General features: G+C 66.3%; 12 protein-coding genes. 10 read left to right on the plus strand and 2 right to left on the minus strand.

Annotated elements, in window-relative coordinates:
* Window positions 1–48: 48 nt before the first annotated feature.
* The 3 genes from ACNJYD_RS13705 (at window position 49) to ACNJYD_RS13715 (ending at window position 5,585) form a co-directional block, all read left to right on the plus strand.
* Complete coding sequence (locus ACNJYD_RS13705) at window positions 49–675, plus strand: FecR family protein (protein WP_246571506.1); 627 nt, start codon at window positions 49–51, stop codon at window positions 673–675.
* A gap of 103 nt (window positions 676–778) precedes the next feature.
* Window positions 779–1,642: a tetratricopeptide repeat protein gene (locus ACNJYD_RS13710; protein ID WP_246571509.1), complete on the plus strand. Its 864-nt coding sequence runs from the start codon at window positions 779–781 to the stop codon at window positions 1,640–1,642.
* Window positions 1,643–1,862: 220 nt separating this feature from the next.
* Window positions 1,863–5,585, plus strand: coding sequence for a tetratricopeptide repeat protein (locus ACNJYD_RS13715; protein WP_439366642.1), 3,723 nt, complete (start codon window positions 1,863–1,865; stop codon window positions 5,583–5,585).
* 193 nt (window positions 5,586–5,778) lie between these two features.
* Here the strand turns inward: ACNJYD_RS13715 and fliP are convergent, their stop codons facing one another.
* Together fliP and ACNJYD_RS13725 are read right to left on the minus strand one after the other, a co-directional pair.
* Window positions 5,779–6,537 carry a flagellar type III secretion system pore protein FliP gene (gene fliP, locus ACNJYD_RS13720; RefSeq protein ID WP_439366643.1) on the minus strand — a complete coding sequence of 253 codons (759 nt, stop codon included), beginning with the start codon at window positions 6,535–6,537 and terminating at the stop codon, window positions 5,779–5,781.
* A complete protein-coding gene (locus ACNJYD_RS13725; protein ID WP_439366644.1) occupies window positions 6,534–7,508 on the minus strand; it encodes a flagellar biosynthetic protein FliO in 975 nt (324 codons plus the stop codon). Before ACNJYD_RS13725 ends, fliP begins: the two co-directional genes overlap by 4 nt.
* Before the next feature lie 355 nt (window positions 7,509–7,863).
* Here ACNJYD_RS13725 and flgB point away from each other — a divergent pair, with 355 nt between their 5' ends.
* From flgB to cckA, 7 genes are all read left to right on the plus strand, one after another.
* The gene (flgB, locus tag ACNJYD_RS13730; protein ID WP_172782887.1) at window positions 7,864–8,268 is read left to right on the plus strand and encodes a flagellar basal body rod protein FlgB; all 405 of its coding nucleotides are present in this window, start codon (window positions 7,864–7,866) and stop codon (window positions 8,266–8,268) included.
* Between the two features lie 18 nt (window positions 8,269–8,286).
* On the plus strand, window positions 8,287–8,712 hold the full coding sequence (gene flgC / locus ACNJYD_RS13735) for a flagellar basal body rod protein FlgC (RefSeq protein ID WP_036013073.1): 426 nt from the start codon (window positions 8,287–8,289) through the stop codon (window positions 8,710–8,712).
* Window positions 8,713–8,728: 16 nt separating this feature from the next.
* On the plus strand, window positions 8,729–9,037 hold the full coding sequence (gene fliE, locus ACNJYD_RS13740; RefSeq protein ID WP_172782888.1) for a flagellar hook-basal body complex protein FliE: 309 nt from the start codon (window positions 8,729–8,731) through the stop codon (window positions 9,035–9,037).
* A gap of 173 nt (window positions 9,038–9,210) precedes the next feature.
* The gene (gene fliQ, locus ACNJYD_RS13745; RefSeq protein ID WP_011088555.1) at window positions 9,211–9,474 is read left to right on the plus strand and encodes a flagellar biosynthesis protein FliQ; all 264 of its coding nucleotides are present in this window, start codon (window positions 9,211–9,213) and stop codon (window positions 9,472–9,474) included.
* Window positions 9,475–9,491: 17 nt separating this feature from the next.
* On the plus strand, window positions 9,492–10,262 hold the full coding sequence (gene fliR, locus ACNJYD_RS13750; RefSeq protein ID WP_172782889.1) for a flagellar biosynthetic protein FliR: 771 nt from the start codon (window positions 9,492–9,494) through the stop codon (window positions 10,260–10,262).
* Between the two features lie 7 nt (window positions 10,263–10,269).
* Window positions 10,270–11,349, plus strand: coding sequence for a flagellar biosynthesis protein FlhB (gene flhB, locus ACNJYD_RS13755; protein WP_212257969.1), 1,080 nt, complete (start codon window positions 10,270–10,272; stop codon window positions 11,347–11,349).
* 154 nt (window positions 11,350–11,503) lie between these two features.
* Window positions 11,504–14,089, plus strand: coding sequence for a cell cycle histidine kinase CckA (gene cckA / locus ACNJYD_RS13760; protein ID WP_260379915.1), 2,586 nt, complete (start codon window positions 11,504–11,506; stop codon window positions 14,087–14,089).
* Window positions 14,090–14,314: the final 225 nt, after the last annotated feature.

Below are 14,314 nucleotides of genomic sequence, written 5' to 3' on the forward strand. Positions count from 1 at the left end.
GGATCTCTCGAGAAAGGGGGGATCATGTGTAGACTTAAAATAACTGCTATGGCGGCGGGCCTGGTCTTGGCGCTGTTAAATCTCTTGCCGAGTGCGGCTCGAGCACAAATCGATCCCGCCGGGCCCGCCGTCGCCAGTTCGTCGTCCAAACCGATTGGCAAGGTGGTGGCGGCCACAGGCACTGTCACGATCGTACACGCGGGCGCAGTGATCGTTCAGGCGAATGTCTCAGGTGAGCCCGGTCGCGCCAAGACGGGTGATCTCGTCTATCTCGGTGACGTGGTGCTGACCGGGGCCGACAGCCGAGTCGGAATAAACTTCAGCGACGGCAGCTCGTTCAATCTATCGAGCAACGCCCGTATTGTGCTGGATCAGTATGTGTATGAGCCGGCCGGCAGGTCCAATGCGGCCCTGTTCAGTCTCGCCAAGGGAACGTTCACTTTCGTTGCGGGCAATGTTGCGAAGACCGGCGACATGAAGGTCGATACGCCCGTTGCCACGTTGGGAATCCGAGGTACGACGCCGCACATCGAGCTTTCGGAGGACGGGTCAGCCAAATTTTCGACGCTGATCGAAGAGGGCAAAAGCAAGCGCCTGAAGAAGCCGCCCGCAGGCGCGGCGCCGGAGCCCGATCGAAGCGCCAATCGCAGGCTCAATATCTGTCGGGGGTGCTGAGACGTTGCTTGGCCGAAGCCGCCCTGATGCCGGCCAGAGTCGGCTCGGCAGAGAGACAAGATGAGTGCTTCGTTCGCCTGGGGATTTGACGCCTGGTGTGAAAATGACCGCACGACCCAGCGCCATCAGGGCAGTGATGCTCATTCTCGTCGTTGGACTGGCCGGTTCGTCGGGCTTGGCGCAGACGCCGAAGAAGGGCAGCTCACTCAAGAACATCGAACTGTGTAACGGGTCGGATCGCCTCTCGCCCGAAGCTCGGATCGATGCCTGCACGGCGTTTATCGATGCGGGCGAGGGGAGCGCAAACGGCTTCGCCGTCGCCCACAACAACAGGGGCAATGCCCGTAGCGCCAAAGCCGACTACGGCGGCGCGATCAAGGATTTCCTTGAAGCGACCCGGCTCAACCCCAATTATGCGAAAGCCTTCAACAACCTCGGCGTGGCCTATCTGAGGACGGGCTCGCACGACCTCGCTCTTGGCGCTTTTCAGGAGGCGCTGAAGCTCAACCCCGACTATGCCACTGCTTTTGCCAACCGTGCGGCAACGTACTTGAAGAGGAATGCGTACGACCGTGCGGCGCAGGACTATGACGAAGCAATTCGCCTTGACCCGAAGCTGGAGGCGGCGTGGAGCGGACGCTGTTGGGCCCGAGCCGTCCTCGGCGCCCTGCAGGCTGCGATGGAGGATTGCGAGATGGTGCTTCGATCGGGAGCGGGCAACGCCGCGACATACGATTCGCGAGCCCTGATAAATCTGAAGATGGGACAACTCTCCGCGGCTGTCGACGATTACAATTCGGCGCTGCGATACGCGCCCAAGCTGGCGAGCGCGCTGTACGGTCGCGGGGTAGCCAGATTCAAGCTCGGCGACACCGATGGCGGCAACAGCGATATCTCGGCGGCCAGGAGAATCGAGGCTGGAATCGCCGAAGACTTTGTCCGCTATGGGGTGCCGTCGAGGGACTGACCAGCCGCGACGGCACCGTCGTGCAGCCGTTAACAACTGCTTAACCGCCTGCGTCTCAAATTCAACTGGCGGATCGGGCCCCGCTCGACCCGGCACGGCGTGCTGTTCCCAGCGCAAACCAAGAGATAGCATTAACAAGTCCTTAATTGGCGAGACCTACAGTCGACGGCACCGCCGGCGCCATGCCGGCATGACCGCCGAACCGGAAGAAATACCGCCAATGGCGCGAAAGGCTGCCGCTGGATTTGTGTCGCGAGCCCGCGCTTTGGCGCGAGGCTTGTCGCGCCATGTCGGCGGGGCGTCTTTGCTGGCGGCCTGTTTCCTGATTGGCATCGGTGCGCCGGTCCGGGCCGCCGATCCGATCAGGGGCGAGGCGACGTTTTCAGCCGGTGGCGGCTTTGCCCGTCTCGTCATCAAGCTCGGCGAGGACGTTCCCTCCGAGGTGACGACCGCAGGCTCCATCCTCATCATCCGCTTCGACCGGCCCGTCGATGTTCCCGTCGACCGCGTACCGGAAGGCGCGCCCGATTACGTCAACTCCGCCCGCCGCGATCCCGACGGCGGCGCCATTCGCCTGTCGCTGGCGCGGCACGTCACCGTCAACACCATGAACGCCGGCGAGCGCACCTTCGTCGACCTGCTGCCCGAGGGCTGGAAGGGGCCGCCGCCGAGCCTGCCTATGGACGTGGTCAAGGAGCTCGCGGAGCGGGCACGCGCGGCCGAGCGTGCGCTGCGCGCCCAGCGCGCCGCTGCGGAGGCCAAGAAGCGTCCGCAGATCCGCGTCCGTGCCTCGATGCAGCCGACCTTCGTGCGCTTCGTGTTCGAGATGCCCGACGGGGTCGGCGTCTCCTCCGTGCTCAACGAGCAGAAGCTGACGCTGGTCTTCAACGCCAATCTCAATTTCGACCTGGCGGACGCGGTGGTCGCCGCGCCGCCGAACGTCGCCTCGATCAAGCAGAAGTCCGATATCGACCAGACCAATGTCGAGATCGCGCTGATCGGCGATTCCGACGTGCATTCGTTCCGCGACGAGAAGAACTATGTCGTCGACGTCTCCTTCCAGCCCGACAAGAGCAAGTCGGCTGCGACGCCCGAGGCGACGATCGCGCAGATGAAGCCGGCCGGTCACGGGCCGGCAGCTAGCCCTGCGCCCGCGCCGGAAAAGCCCGCCGCCGAGAAAAAGGACGCCCACCGAGAGATCGCGCCGCCGACCTCCGAGACGATCGCGCGCGAGGCCAAGATCGACATCAAGCCCGAGGCGAAGGTGGAAGCGCCCGCCGCGCTGCCGCCCGCCGATGCGCCGAAACCGGCAGCCCCTCCCGCGGCCGAGGCGGCGCAGGCTCCCGAGGGGCCCAAGGAGGCTGCGAAGCCGGCTCCGCCAGCGCCGGCGGCTGCGCCTGTCGAAGCGCCCAAGGAGATCGCGAAGGAACCGGCCAAGGATGCCGCCAAGGATGCCGGCACGGATGTCGCCAAGGCCGCGCCGGCGCCGGTCGCGCCAACGATTGCCGGCGTCGATGCACGCCGCGACAGCGACGGCCTGCGCGTGACGTTCCCGCTTCAGGTCGCAACGCCGGCGGCAGCGTTCCGCCGCGGCGACACCGTGTGGCTGGTGTTCGATACGCCGAAGCCCGTCGATGTCGAGGCGATCCGCAGCAAGGGCGGCGCGATGATCGGCGAGGTCGGCCGCATCCCGCTCGACAAGGGGCAGGCGGTCCGCATCCGTCTCACCCGCCCGCTGGTCTATTCGCTGACGAGTGAGGAGGTCGGCAAGGAGACCAACTGGATGTTGACGCTCGCCGACAAGATCCAGGCGACGCCGCTGCCGCTGATGATGTCGCGCAACATCACCGATCCCGCGCTGGCCAACATTGCGATCCCCTTCGCCAATCCGGGCCAGCTGCACAAGCTCACCGATCCCGATGCCGGCGACACGCTCTATGTCGTCACCGGGCAGCGGCCGGTGCGCGGCTTCATCAAGCGGCAGGACCTCGTCGATCTCTCGCTGCTGGAATCCGCGCACGGCATCGCGATCCGGCCGAACTCCGACGAGATCGGCGTCGAGGTCGGCGCCGACAAGGTGATACTCGGCAAGAAGGGTGGCTTGACGCTGTCGCCGGTCGACATCTCGGCCGAGCGGGCGCCGACCGCGGTGCGCCCGATCTTCAGTCCCGAAGGCTGGCGCAAGGGCCAGTCGGAAAACTTCATGACGCGCCAGAGCGAGCTGATGACCGCGATCTCGGCGGTCGAGCCGGGGCTGCGTTCGCTGCCGCGGCTCGACCTCGCGCAATTCTACATGTCGCGCGCGATGTATCACGAGGCCAAGGCCGTGACCGACGTGATGCTGAGCGATCCCCTCAACAAGGAGGAGAGCGGTGCGCTGATCATGCATGCGATCGCCAGCATCCTGATCGGCCGGACGGCGCAGGGCCTGAAGGATCTCGCCAATCCTGCGATCGGCAACAGCCACGATTCCCAGCTCTGGAAGGCGCTCGCCTTTGCGCGCCAGGGTAAATGGGCCGATGCGCGCGAGAAGTTCAAGAACGTCGAATTCGCCATCGCCTCGCTGCCGCTCGACATCCAGCGCATCGTGACGATGGACGCGATGCGCGCATCCCTCGAGGTGAAGGACTATGCCGGCGCCTCCAAGCGCCGCAGCGAGCTCGAGGTGGTCGGTGTCCCGCCCGAGGCCGCGCCGGGCTTCGCCGTGCTGCGCGGCCGGCTCGCCGAGGCGCTCGGCCACGACAAGGATGCGCTCGACGACTACAAGTTCGCGGTCGCCTCGAACGACCGTCCGGCTGCGGCCGAGGCCAAGCAGCTCGAGGTCGCGCTGCGCCAGAAGCGCGACGAGATCGGCAAGGAAGAGGCGCTGCGCGAGCTCGAGACGCTGTCGATGACCTGGCGCGGCGACGCGATCGAAGTCAAGACGCTGCAGATGCTCTCGCGCCTCTATGCCGAGAACGGACGCTACCGCGATGCGCTCACCGCCGCGCGCACCGCGACCAGGCTCCAGCCGAACGCGGAAGCCTCGCGTCAGGCGCAGGATCTTGCCTCCGAGCTGTTCACGCAGATCTTCCTCGGGCCGAAGGGCGACGAGCTGCCGCCGGTCGAGGCGCTCGGGATGTTCTACGAATTCCGCGAGCTGACGCCGATCGGCCGCCGCGGCGACGAGCTGATCCGCCGGCTCGCCGACCGTCTCGCCGCGATCGATCTGCTCGACCAGGCCGCCGAGCTCCTGCAATACCAGGTCGATCATCGCCTCGAAGGCGCCGCGCGCGCCCAGGTCGCCGCGCGCCTTGCCATGATCTATCTCGCCAACCGCAAGCCCGACATGGCGATCACCGCGCTGCGCGCGAGCCGCATCAGCGATCTCTCCGGCGAGCTCCGGCAGCAGCGCCTGCTGCTGGAAGCGCGCGCGCAGAGCGACGTCGGCCGTCACGATCTCGCGCTCGACATCGTCTCCAACGTCGCCGGGCGGGAGGTGCTGCGCCTGCGCTCCGACATCTTCTGGGCGGCGCGGCGCTGGCGCGAGTCCGCCGAGCAGATCGAGCTCTATTACGGTGACCGCTTCCGCGACTTCAAGCCGCTCAATGCGGTCGAGAAGAGCGACATCATCCGCGCCGCCGTCGGCTATGCACTCGCCGACGACTCGATCGGCCTGTCGCGCTTCCGCGAGAAATACGCCCCGCTGATGAGCGAGAGCGCCGACCGTCTCGCCTTCGACATTGCGAGCAAGCCGGCCGCAGCCTCCAGCGCCGAATTCGCCGAGATCGCCAAGCTCGCCGCCAGCGTCGACACGCTCGACGGTTTCCTGCGCGAGATGAAGCAGCGCTTCCCCGACGCCACGGCGCGCGCACCCGGCGCTCCGCAGGCCAAGGACACGAGCGACCACACCGGCTCGCTGCCTACGATCCCGGTTGTCCGGCAGATCAAGATGACGCGGTAGAGCTCGCTACCGCCCGAGGCGCGGCCCGCGACGGTTCCACGATCTCGTCATTGCGAGCGTAGCGAAGCAATCCAGAGTCGTTCCGCTGAGGCAGTCTGGATTGCTTCGTCGCAAGGGCTCCTCGCAATGACGGGGAGGGAGCGGAGGCGATCGCTGAGGGCGGAGGGGATGCAGGCATCGCCCGAAGGCCGCCTCACCCCCCGTAACTCTGCACCAAGCTCCCCGCCACCAGCGACCAGCCGTCGACCAGCACGAAGAAGATCAGCTTGAACGGCAGCGAGATCGTCGCCGGCGGCAGCATCATCATGCCCATCGACATCAGCACCGAGGCGACGACGAGGTCGATGATCAGGAAGGGCAGGAACAACAGGAAGCCGATCTCGAAGGCGCGCTTCAGCTCGGAGATCATGAAGGCGGGGACGAGAATGCGCAGTGCGAGATCGTCCGGCGTGGCGGGCGGTGCCTCGCCGGAGAGATCCAGGAACAGTTTCAGGTCCTTCTCGCGCACGTTCTTCTGCATGAAGCCGCGGAGGGGCACGGAGGCGCGCTGGAGCGCATCCTCGACGCCGATCTGGTTGGCGACGAGCGGGCGGATGCCCTCGTCATAGGATTTCTGCAGGACAGGTCCCATCACGAAGAAGGTGAGGAACATCGCGAGCGCGATGATCACCGAGTTCGGCGGGGCAGTCGCGGTGCCCATCGCGGTGCGCAGCAGCGACAGCACCACCACGATGCGCGTGAACGACGTCATCATGATCAGGATCGACGGCGCGATCGAGAGCACCGTGAGCAGCGCGATCAGCTGGATCGCGCGCTCGGTGACGCCGCCGCCGCCCGCGCCGCCGCCGAGATTGATGCTGATGTCCTGGGCATGCGCGATGCTCGCGAGCGAAGCCGCGCCGACCAGGACAGAAAGGAAAAGAACTCTACGCGGGAGGGCCGGCAACCTCACGAAGACGGCTTCGGACGGCCGAGCAGGGAGGCCATCTCGTCTTCGAGATTTTCAAAGCTGGTCTTTTCCGCGGCCGGCTTCGCCGGCGGGGCGGGCGGCGCCGGCGGCTCGCTGCGAGCGGCGCGCGCCGGAGCGGGCGGCGGCTCGGGCGCAACCGGGGGCGCGACCGTTTCCCCCGCCGGGCGGCGCAGGGCAGCCTCCAGGCGCTGCGCCATTTCGGCGAGATTCTGCTCGGCGCTCGATGGCGCGGCAGCAGGCGCCGGCGGCGGAACGGGCGGAGCCTGCGGCACGGGCGGAGGAGGCGGTGGTGCGGCGGCGCGCTCGGCCCGCACCGGCGGCATCTTCATCGGCTCACTGCCGCGCGGCGGACGCGGCATCAGCGGCGGCTCGCCGCGGGCGATGCGCGGCGGCAGCGGCTCGGGCCGCGGTTCGCGCTCGGGACGTGGCGCGACCGGCTCCGGCGTGAAGCCGCCCAGGGCCGGCTCGCTGCGGCGTTCCGCCAGGGCAGGCGCAGGCCGGCGCACTTCGTCGGCGAAGGAGGGGCGCGCGGGCCGCGGCGGCGGTTCGGGCATTTGCGGCTCGGGATGATCGAGCAGCTCGGGCCGCGGCGCGTCGTCGGCCCAGCCGCCGGCATCGGGCATCGGCGCAAGGCGCGGCGGTTCGGCGGCATTCGGCCGTTGCGGGATCTGGTCGCGGCTGGGCGCGGCGCGAACGATGTTGGGCTCGACGACGATGTCGGTCGGGCCGCCGATCATCAGCAGATGCTCGACATTGTCGCGCCGGACCAGCACCAGCCGGCGCCGGCCGTCGACCGCGGCGGCGTCGATCACGGCGAGGCGGGGCATCCGGCCGCGCTGGGTGTTGGCGCCGATGCGGCTACCGGCGAATCGGCGAACCAGCCACGCAGCGACGCCGATCAACGCCAGCACGACGATGAACGCGACGATGAAGGTGATAGGGCTGCCTTGCATACTTGTCCCCGACAAATGGCGCTTTTCTCGTGCCCATGGTCAGTTGAGCCGACCACCGGCGGACGATGCCCCAAAACTGCGATTTCTTAACGTTCCACGGCAAGTTTTGCCGTCCCCAACTCTTAATAACCCATGAATCGCCCGATCCAAAACGACTTCTTGCCCTGTGCACGCGCCGCCAAACGGTTGGGTTAATGCCACTTTTCGCGGCGGCGAATCGCGCCGGCGCGAGAATCAGCTTCGGCTGGGAGACATGCTTTGCGAGCGGTCCTTAACCAGCTGTTAACCATACAGGCGGCAAATTCTGCCTAGCGGCGGTCCCTGGGGTCCGTCCGGGGCGGAGGGAGCCGCGACGATGTCCATCAACGACCTTCCGGTGCTGTCGGCGCTTCGCACCAAGATGCAGTGGCACCAGGAGCGCCAGCGCGTCCTGTCCGAGAACGTCTCCAACTCCGACACGCCAAAATTCCGGCCGCGCGACCTGGTCGAGCCGAAGCTCGACAAGACCGGCGCCGTCACGGGGTCCATGGGGCCTTTGGCCATGACCCGGACCAGCGCCTCGCACATGACGCCGTCGGGGGCGCCTTCCGCCTTCGACCAGAACAAGAATGCCGGTTTCGAGACCCGCCCTGCCGGCAATGCCGTCAATCTGGAGGAGGAGATGATGAAAGCCGCCAGCAACCAGATGGATTACGCCGCGGCGACCTCGCTCTATTCGAAGAGCCTGCGCCTGCTCAAGACCGCGATCGGCAAGGGTTAGGCCTAAAGGAGGCGGATCATGGCAAATGACAGCAGCGACTTCGCCCGCTCCATGGCGATCGCGACCTCGGGCCTGCGCGCGCAGGCCGGGCGCATGCGGGTGATCTCGGAGAACATCGCGAATGCGGATTCGACGGCGCAGACCGCCGGCGGCGATCCCTACCGGCGCAAGGTGCCGACCTTCTCCTCCGCGCTCGACCGCACGCTCGACGCGCAGGTCGTCACCCTCGGCAGGATCAAGCCCGACCAGTCCGCCTTCCGCGTCAGATACGAGCCGAACAATCCGGCTGCGGATGCGAGCGGCAACGTCAAATATCCCAACGTGAACTCGGTGGTCGAGATGACCGACATGCGCGACGCGCAGCGGTCCTACGAGGCCAATCTCAACATCATCAGTGCGACGCGCCGGATGATCCAGCGCACGCTCGACATCCTCAAGAGCTGAACAGGACATTTGAGCCATGGCATCACCGACAATCGCCGCCAACGCCTACGCCAATCTCGCCCGCGTGCTGGAGAACAGCGGCGCCGGCAAGGGCAGCGAACCGAACGGGCAATCCTTCGCCGCGCTGCTGAAGGACGCAGTCGGCAGCGTCATGGAATCCGGCCGCAAGTCCGACGCGCAGACGGTGGCAATGGCCGCCGGCAAGGCCAACGTGATGGACGTGGTCACGGCGGTCGCCGACACCGACGTCGCGGTGTCCACGCTGGTCTCGGTCCGCGACCGCGTCATCGCGGCGTATGAAGACATCATGAAGATGCCGATCTGATTTTTTGCGCTGGCGCTCGTCCCAATCGTCATTGCGAGCGAAGCGAAGCAATCCAGAATCTCTCCGCGGCGGCAGCCTGGATTGCTTCGCTTCGCTCGCAATGACGGGGGAGGGGGTCTTCGCATCGCTCGGAGCAGCGGTGGGAAGGTGGAAATGAACAAGGAAAGTTTGAAATGACCGGACCCGAGACCCTCGACGTCGCGCGTGATGCGATCTGGACCATCGTGATCGTGTCGTCGCCGCTGATGGTGGTCGGCCTCGTGGTCGGCGTCATCGTGTCGCTGTTCCAGGCCCTGACGCAGATCCAGGAGCAGACGCTGATCTACGTGCCGAAGATCCTGGCTATCTTCGCTACGATGCTGTTGGCGCTGCCATTCATGGCCGACTCGCTCCACGCCCACATGCTGCGGATCTCGTCGCGAATCATCGGCGGCTGAGGCACAATGCGTGAACTATGCGCATCGACGTCTCGCTGCTGCCGGCGCTCGCCGCTTCCTTCATGCTCGCCTTCGCCCGGGTCGGCGCGATGGTGATGCTGCTGCCGGGGCTCGGCGAGACCAACATTCCGACACGGATCAAGCTGTCGATCGCGTTGCTGCTCACGCTGATCATCCTGCCGCTGCATCGCAATGCCTACCAGGTCGACATGGGCTCGCTGGCGCCGCTGCTGGTCTTGATGCTGCATGAGATCGCGATCGGCATCGTCTTGGGCGCGACCGCGCGCGTGACGCTGTCGGCGCTCCAGGTCGCGGGATCCGTGATCGCGCAGCAGATGGGGCTCGGCTTCGTCACCTCGGTCGATCCGACGCAGGGACAGCAGGGCGTGCTGGTCGGCAACTTCCTGACCATGCTGGGCGTGACGCTGCTGTTCGCCACCGACAGCCACCATCTGGTGATCGCGGCGCTGAACGACAGCTACACGATCTTCTCGCCGGGCGAGACCGTGTCGAGCGGCGACATCGCTTCGCTCGCAACGCGCGCCTTCGCCGCCGCGTTCCGCCTCGGCCTGCAGCTCTCCGGGCCGTTCCTGGTGTTCGGCCTCGTCTTCAACATCGGGCTGGGCGTGCTGGCGCGGCTGATGCCGCAGATGCAGGTCTATTTCGTCGGCGTGCCGCTGTCGATCTTCGCGGGCTTCCTGGTGCTCGCCGTGGTGCTCACCGCGATGATGGGCACCTATCTCGACTACTTCATCGGTGTCATGCACCAGATGATGCCGCTCAAGTAGGTGATCGATGGCGGAAGACAACGATCCCGAAAGTCAAACAGAAGACCCGACGCAAAAGCGCCTCGACGATGCGCTTCAACGCGGCGACGTCGCCAAGAGCCAGGAGATCAACACCTGGTTCATGATGGCGGGCGGCACGCTCGTGGTCTCGACCTTCTCGGGCTCGGTCGGCGGCGGGCTGCTGACGCCGATGCGCAACCTGCTCGCCAATTCCTGGATGATCAAGACCGACGGCAAGGCTCTGCTCGCGCTGATGCAGCAGATCGAATTCGCCGTGCTTGCAGCGATCGGTGTGCCCCTCTTGATGCTGATGCTGGCCGCGATTGCCGGCAACATGCTGCAGCACCGCCTGGTGTGGTCGACCGAATCCCTGACACCCAAGTTCAGCAAGATCTCGCCCGGGGCAGGCTTCAAGCGCATCTTCGGTAAGCAGGCGGCGGCCAATTTTCTCAAAGGCATCGGCAAGCTGGTGGTGCTTGGCGTGGTCATGACCATGATCCTGTGGCCGGAGCGGCATCGCATGGAGGCGATGGTCAGGCTCGATCCGGCCGCCATGCTCGGCGCCAGCACCAGCATGACGATCCATCTGCTCGGCGCGGTGGTCGCCGCACTCGCGATCGTCGCCATCGCCGACTACTTCTTCCAGTACCGCAGCTGGTTCCAGCGGCAGAAGATGTCGCTCCAGGAGATCAAGGAAGAGTTCAAGCAGTCCGAAGGCGACCCGCACATCAAGGGCAAGATCAGGCAGCTGCGGCAGCAGCGCGCCAAGAAGCGCATGATGGCGGCGGTTCCCAAGGCCTCCGTGATCATCACCAACCCGACCCACTATTCGGTGGCGCTGTCCTACGAGCGCGGCATGACCGCGCCGATCTGCGTCGCCAAGGGCGTCGACAACCTCGCCTTCAAGATCCGGGAGATCGCCCGCGAGCACGACATCCCGATCGTGGAGAACGTGCCGCTGGCCCGCGCGCTCTACGCTACCGTCGACATCGACCAGGAAATCCCGACCGAGCACTATCACGCCGTCGCCGAGGTCATCGGCTACGTCATGCGCCTGAAGCGGGGATTTGGCGCCGGACGGGGGTAAGATGCCCGAAAAGTACCGGAAATGGCCGTAATCTGGGAATCAGCGTACCTTTCGCCGCTGCTGCCCTTGCACCTCAGGGTCCGATTCAGGCAGGGAGGACCCCATGCGCCCCATGGCGCGTTGATTCTCTGCCGACAGGCCGCGCCAGCTTGAGATGACCGCCGAGACCGACCACGACCTCACACGCGAGCCCGTTGCGGCGCACGAGCCGTCGCCGCGCTCGGGCAGCATTGCGCTGGTACTGCTGGTGGCCGCCGGCCTCGTCGCCGTGGCCGTCGGGCTTATGACGCTCGGGCGCGCCCAGGCGCAGCCCTACATCCTCGGCATCCTCGCCGTGCTGGCGATGGTCGGCCTGTTCAACCTGTTCGCCTTCGCCGCCGGCATCATCCGCTTTGCCGACCGCAATCTCGACGATCCCATCATCGGCCGCATTTCCGATCACGCCTTCGACGGCCTTGCGGTCACCGACGCGCGCGGACACGTGGTCTACTCCAATGCCGCCTATCTGACGCTGACCGGCGCCAGCGGCCCGCAGGACGTCCGCCCCGTCGAGCGCGTCTTCATCGGCAACCCCGACGTCTCGGAAGCCGTGTTCCGGCTGCTCAAGGCCGCCCGCGAGGGCAAGCGGCAGCAGGAAGAAGTGCGCATCTCCGGCCATGACGGCAGCCAGGGCCGCTGGCTGCGCATGCGGGTGCGCCCGCTCGGCACCGGCAAGCGCGAGGCGAAATACGCGGTGTGGTCTATCGCCGACATCACGCGCGACCGCGAGCGCCAGGAGGACGTGTTCCAGGAGCTCCAGCACGCGATCGAATATCTCGATCACGCGCCTTGCGGCTTCTTCTCGGTCAATCCGGCCGGCGAACTCGCCTATGTCAACGCGACGCTGGCGAACTGGCTCGACTACGACCTCGCCGAGATCGGCTCGGGCGGCCTGAAGCTCACCGACATCGTCTCCGGCGACGGCGCTTCGCTCTTGACCTCGATCGTGGCGGTGCCGGGCGAGGTGAAGACCGAGGTCTTCGACATCGACCTGCGCATGCGCACCGGCAAGACCATGCCGGTGCGGCTCTATCACAAGCTCGCCTTCGGCGCCGACGGCGCGCCGGGGCCCTCGCGCACGCTCGTGATCAGCCGCGCCCGCGACGAGCGCAGCGACCCCGACCGTGCCGCCGAAGTGCGCTTCATGCGCTTCTTCGACCACACGCCGATGGCGATCGCGACCGTCGACCGCGCCGGCAATGTGGTGCGTGCCAATGCCCGCTACGCCAAGCTTAGTCAGGCGCTCGGGCTGGACACCTCCTCCAAGTCGATCTTCCGCGCGGTCAATTCGCGCGACCGGCACCTCCTGATCGCGGCCATCAACCAGGCCGCCGAAGGCAAGGCCGACATCGCGCCGGTCGAGGTGGCGCTGGAGGGAACCAAGGAACGCTGGGGCCAGTTCTTCGTGACTCCGGTCGATTCGGCCGAGACGGAGGCGGAAGCCGCCATCGTGCACATGCTCGAGACCACCGAGCGGCGCGCGCTGGAGAACCAGATCAACCAGTCGCAGAAGATGGAGACGGTGGGCCAGCTCGCCGGCGGCATCGCCCACGACTTCAACAACGTGCTGTCCGCCATCATGATGGCGAACGACTTCCTGCTGAACGCGCACAAGCCGACCGACCCGTCGTTCCAGGACATCATGCAGATCAAGCAGAACGCAACGCGCGCCGCCACCCTGGTGCGGCAGCTGTTGGCGTTCTCGCGGCGGCAGACGCTGCGGCCGCAGGTGCTCGATCTCGGCGACGCTTTGAGCGATCTCACCATGCTGCTGCGGCGGCTGATCGGCGAGAAGGTCAAGCTCGACCTCGTCCACGGGCGCGACCTCTGGCCGGTGAAGGTCGACGTCTCCCAGTTCGAGCAGGTGATCGTCAATCTCGCGGTGAACGCGCGCGACGCCATGCCCGACGGCGGCAAGCTGATCATCCGCACCGCCAACGTCACCACCGAGGACGCGGGCAAGCTCGCCTACAAGGGCATGCCCGCTGCGGATTATGTTCGGATCGAGGTCGCCGACACCGGCACCGGCATCCCCGCCGACATCCGCGACAAGATTTTTGAGCCGTTCTTCTCGACGAAAGAGGTCGGCAAGGGCACTGGCCTCGGGCTCTCCACCGTCTACGGCATCGTCAAGCAGACCGGCGGCTTCATCTACGTCGATTCCGAGCCGGGGCAGGGCACCTCCTTCCACATCTTCCTGCCGCGCCACCACGCCGAGGCCGAGGTGCAGGTCGAGCAGCCAGCTGTGGCCAGCGCGACGGGCGGCGCCGCCAAGGAACCCGCGCCCGCCGCGGCGGCAGAGGCGAAGCCGCGCACCGACCTCACCGGGCAGGGCACCATCCTGCTGGTCGAGGACGAGGAGGGCCTGCGCGCGCTCAATGCCCGCGGCCTGCGCTCACGCGGCTACACCGTGGTCGAGGCCGAGAACGGCGTCGAGGCCATGGAGGTGCTGGACGAGCAGAGCGGCGCGATCGATCTCGTCGTCTCCGACGTCGTCATGCCGGAGATGGACGGCCCGACGCTGCTCAAGGCCATGCGCGAGAAGAATCCCGACATCAAGTTCATCTTTGTCTCCGGTTATGCCGAGGATGCCTTCGAGAAGAGCCTGCCTGAAGGGCAGCAGTTCGACTTCCTGCCGAAACCCTTCACGCTCAGCCAGCTGGTGGCGGCGGTGAAGGAGACGATGACGAAGCAGGGGTGAGGGGCGAGCGGCGCTGCGCCGTTCCCGCATTCTCCGTCATTGCGAGCGAAGCGAAGCAATCCAGACTGCGTGCGTGGAACCATCCTAGATTGCTTCGTCGCAAGGGCTCCTCGCAATGACGGTGGATAGAGTTGCGCTTCGCAACGGACGCGGGAAAAAGCTGAAATCCCGGCCCCAAGCCCACCGGTAACTAGCGACCGCGGTTCCCCGCGTACCCAAACCCCC

Origin of the sequence: Bradyrhizobium sp. SPXBL-02 (genome assembly GCF_051853065.1) — a bacterium.
Taxonomy (GTDB): Bacteria; Pseudomonadota; Alphaproteobacteria; order Rhizobiales; family Xanthobacteraceae; genus Bradyrhizobium.

Bases quoted from the DNA above. Each gene is read 5' to 3' on its own strand.
- ACNJYD_RS13705 (WP_246571506.1), top strand. From the start codon at position 49: ATGGCGGCGGGCCTGGTCTTGGCGCTGTTAAATCTCTTGCCGAGTGCG.
- ACNJYD_RS13710 (WP_246571509.1), top strand. From the start codon at position 779: ATGACCGCACGACCCAGCGCCATCAGGGCAGTGATGCTCATTCTCGTC.
- ACNJYD_RS13715 (WP_439366642.1), top strand. From the start codon at position 1,863: ATGGCGCGAAAGGCTGCCGCTGGATTTGTGTCGCGAGCCCGCGCTTTG.
- ACNJYD_RS13725 (WP_439366644.1), bottom strand. From the start codon at position 7,508: ATGCAAGGCAGCCCTATCACCTTCATCGTCGCGTTCATCGTCGTGCTG.
- flgB (WP_172782887.1), top strand. From the start codon at position 7,864: ATGTCCATCAACGACCTTCCGGTGCTGTCGGCGCTTCGCACCAAGATG.
- flgC (WP_036013073.1), top strand. From the start codon at position 8,287: ATGGCAAATGACAGCAGCGACTTCGCCCGCTCCATGGCGATCGCGACC.
- fliE (WP_172782888.1), top strand. From the start codon at position 8,729: ATGGCATCACCGACAATCGCCGCCAACGCCTACGCCAATCTCGCCCGC.
- fliQ (WP_011088555.1), top strand. From the start codon at position 9,211: ATGACCGGACCCGAGACCCTCGACGTCGCGCGTGATGCGATCTGGACC.
- fliR (WP_172782889.1), top strand. From the start codon at position 9,492: ATGCGCATCGACGTCTCGCTGCTGCCGGCGCTCGCCGCTTCCTTCATG.
- flhB (WP_212257969.1), top strand. From the start codon at position 10,270: ATGGCGGAAGACAACGATCCCGAAAGTCAAACAGAAGACCCGACGCAA.
- cckA (WP_260379915.1), top strand. From the start codon at position 11,504: ATGACCGCCGAGACCGACCACGACCTCACACGCGAGCCCGTTGCGGCG.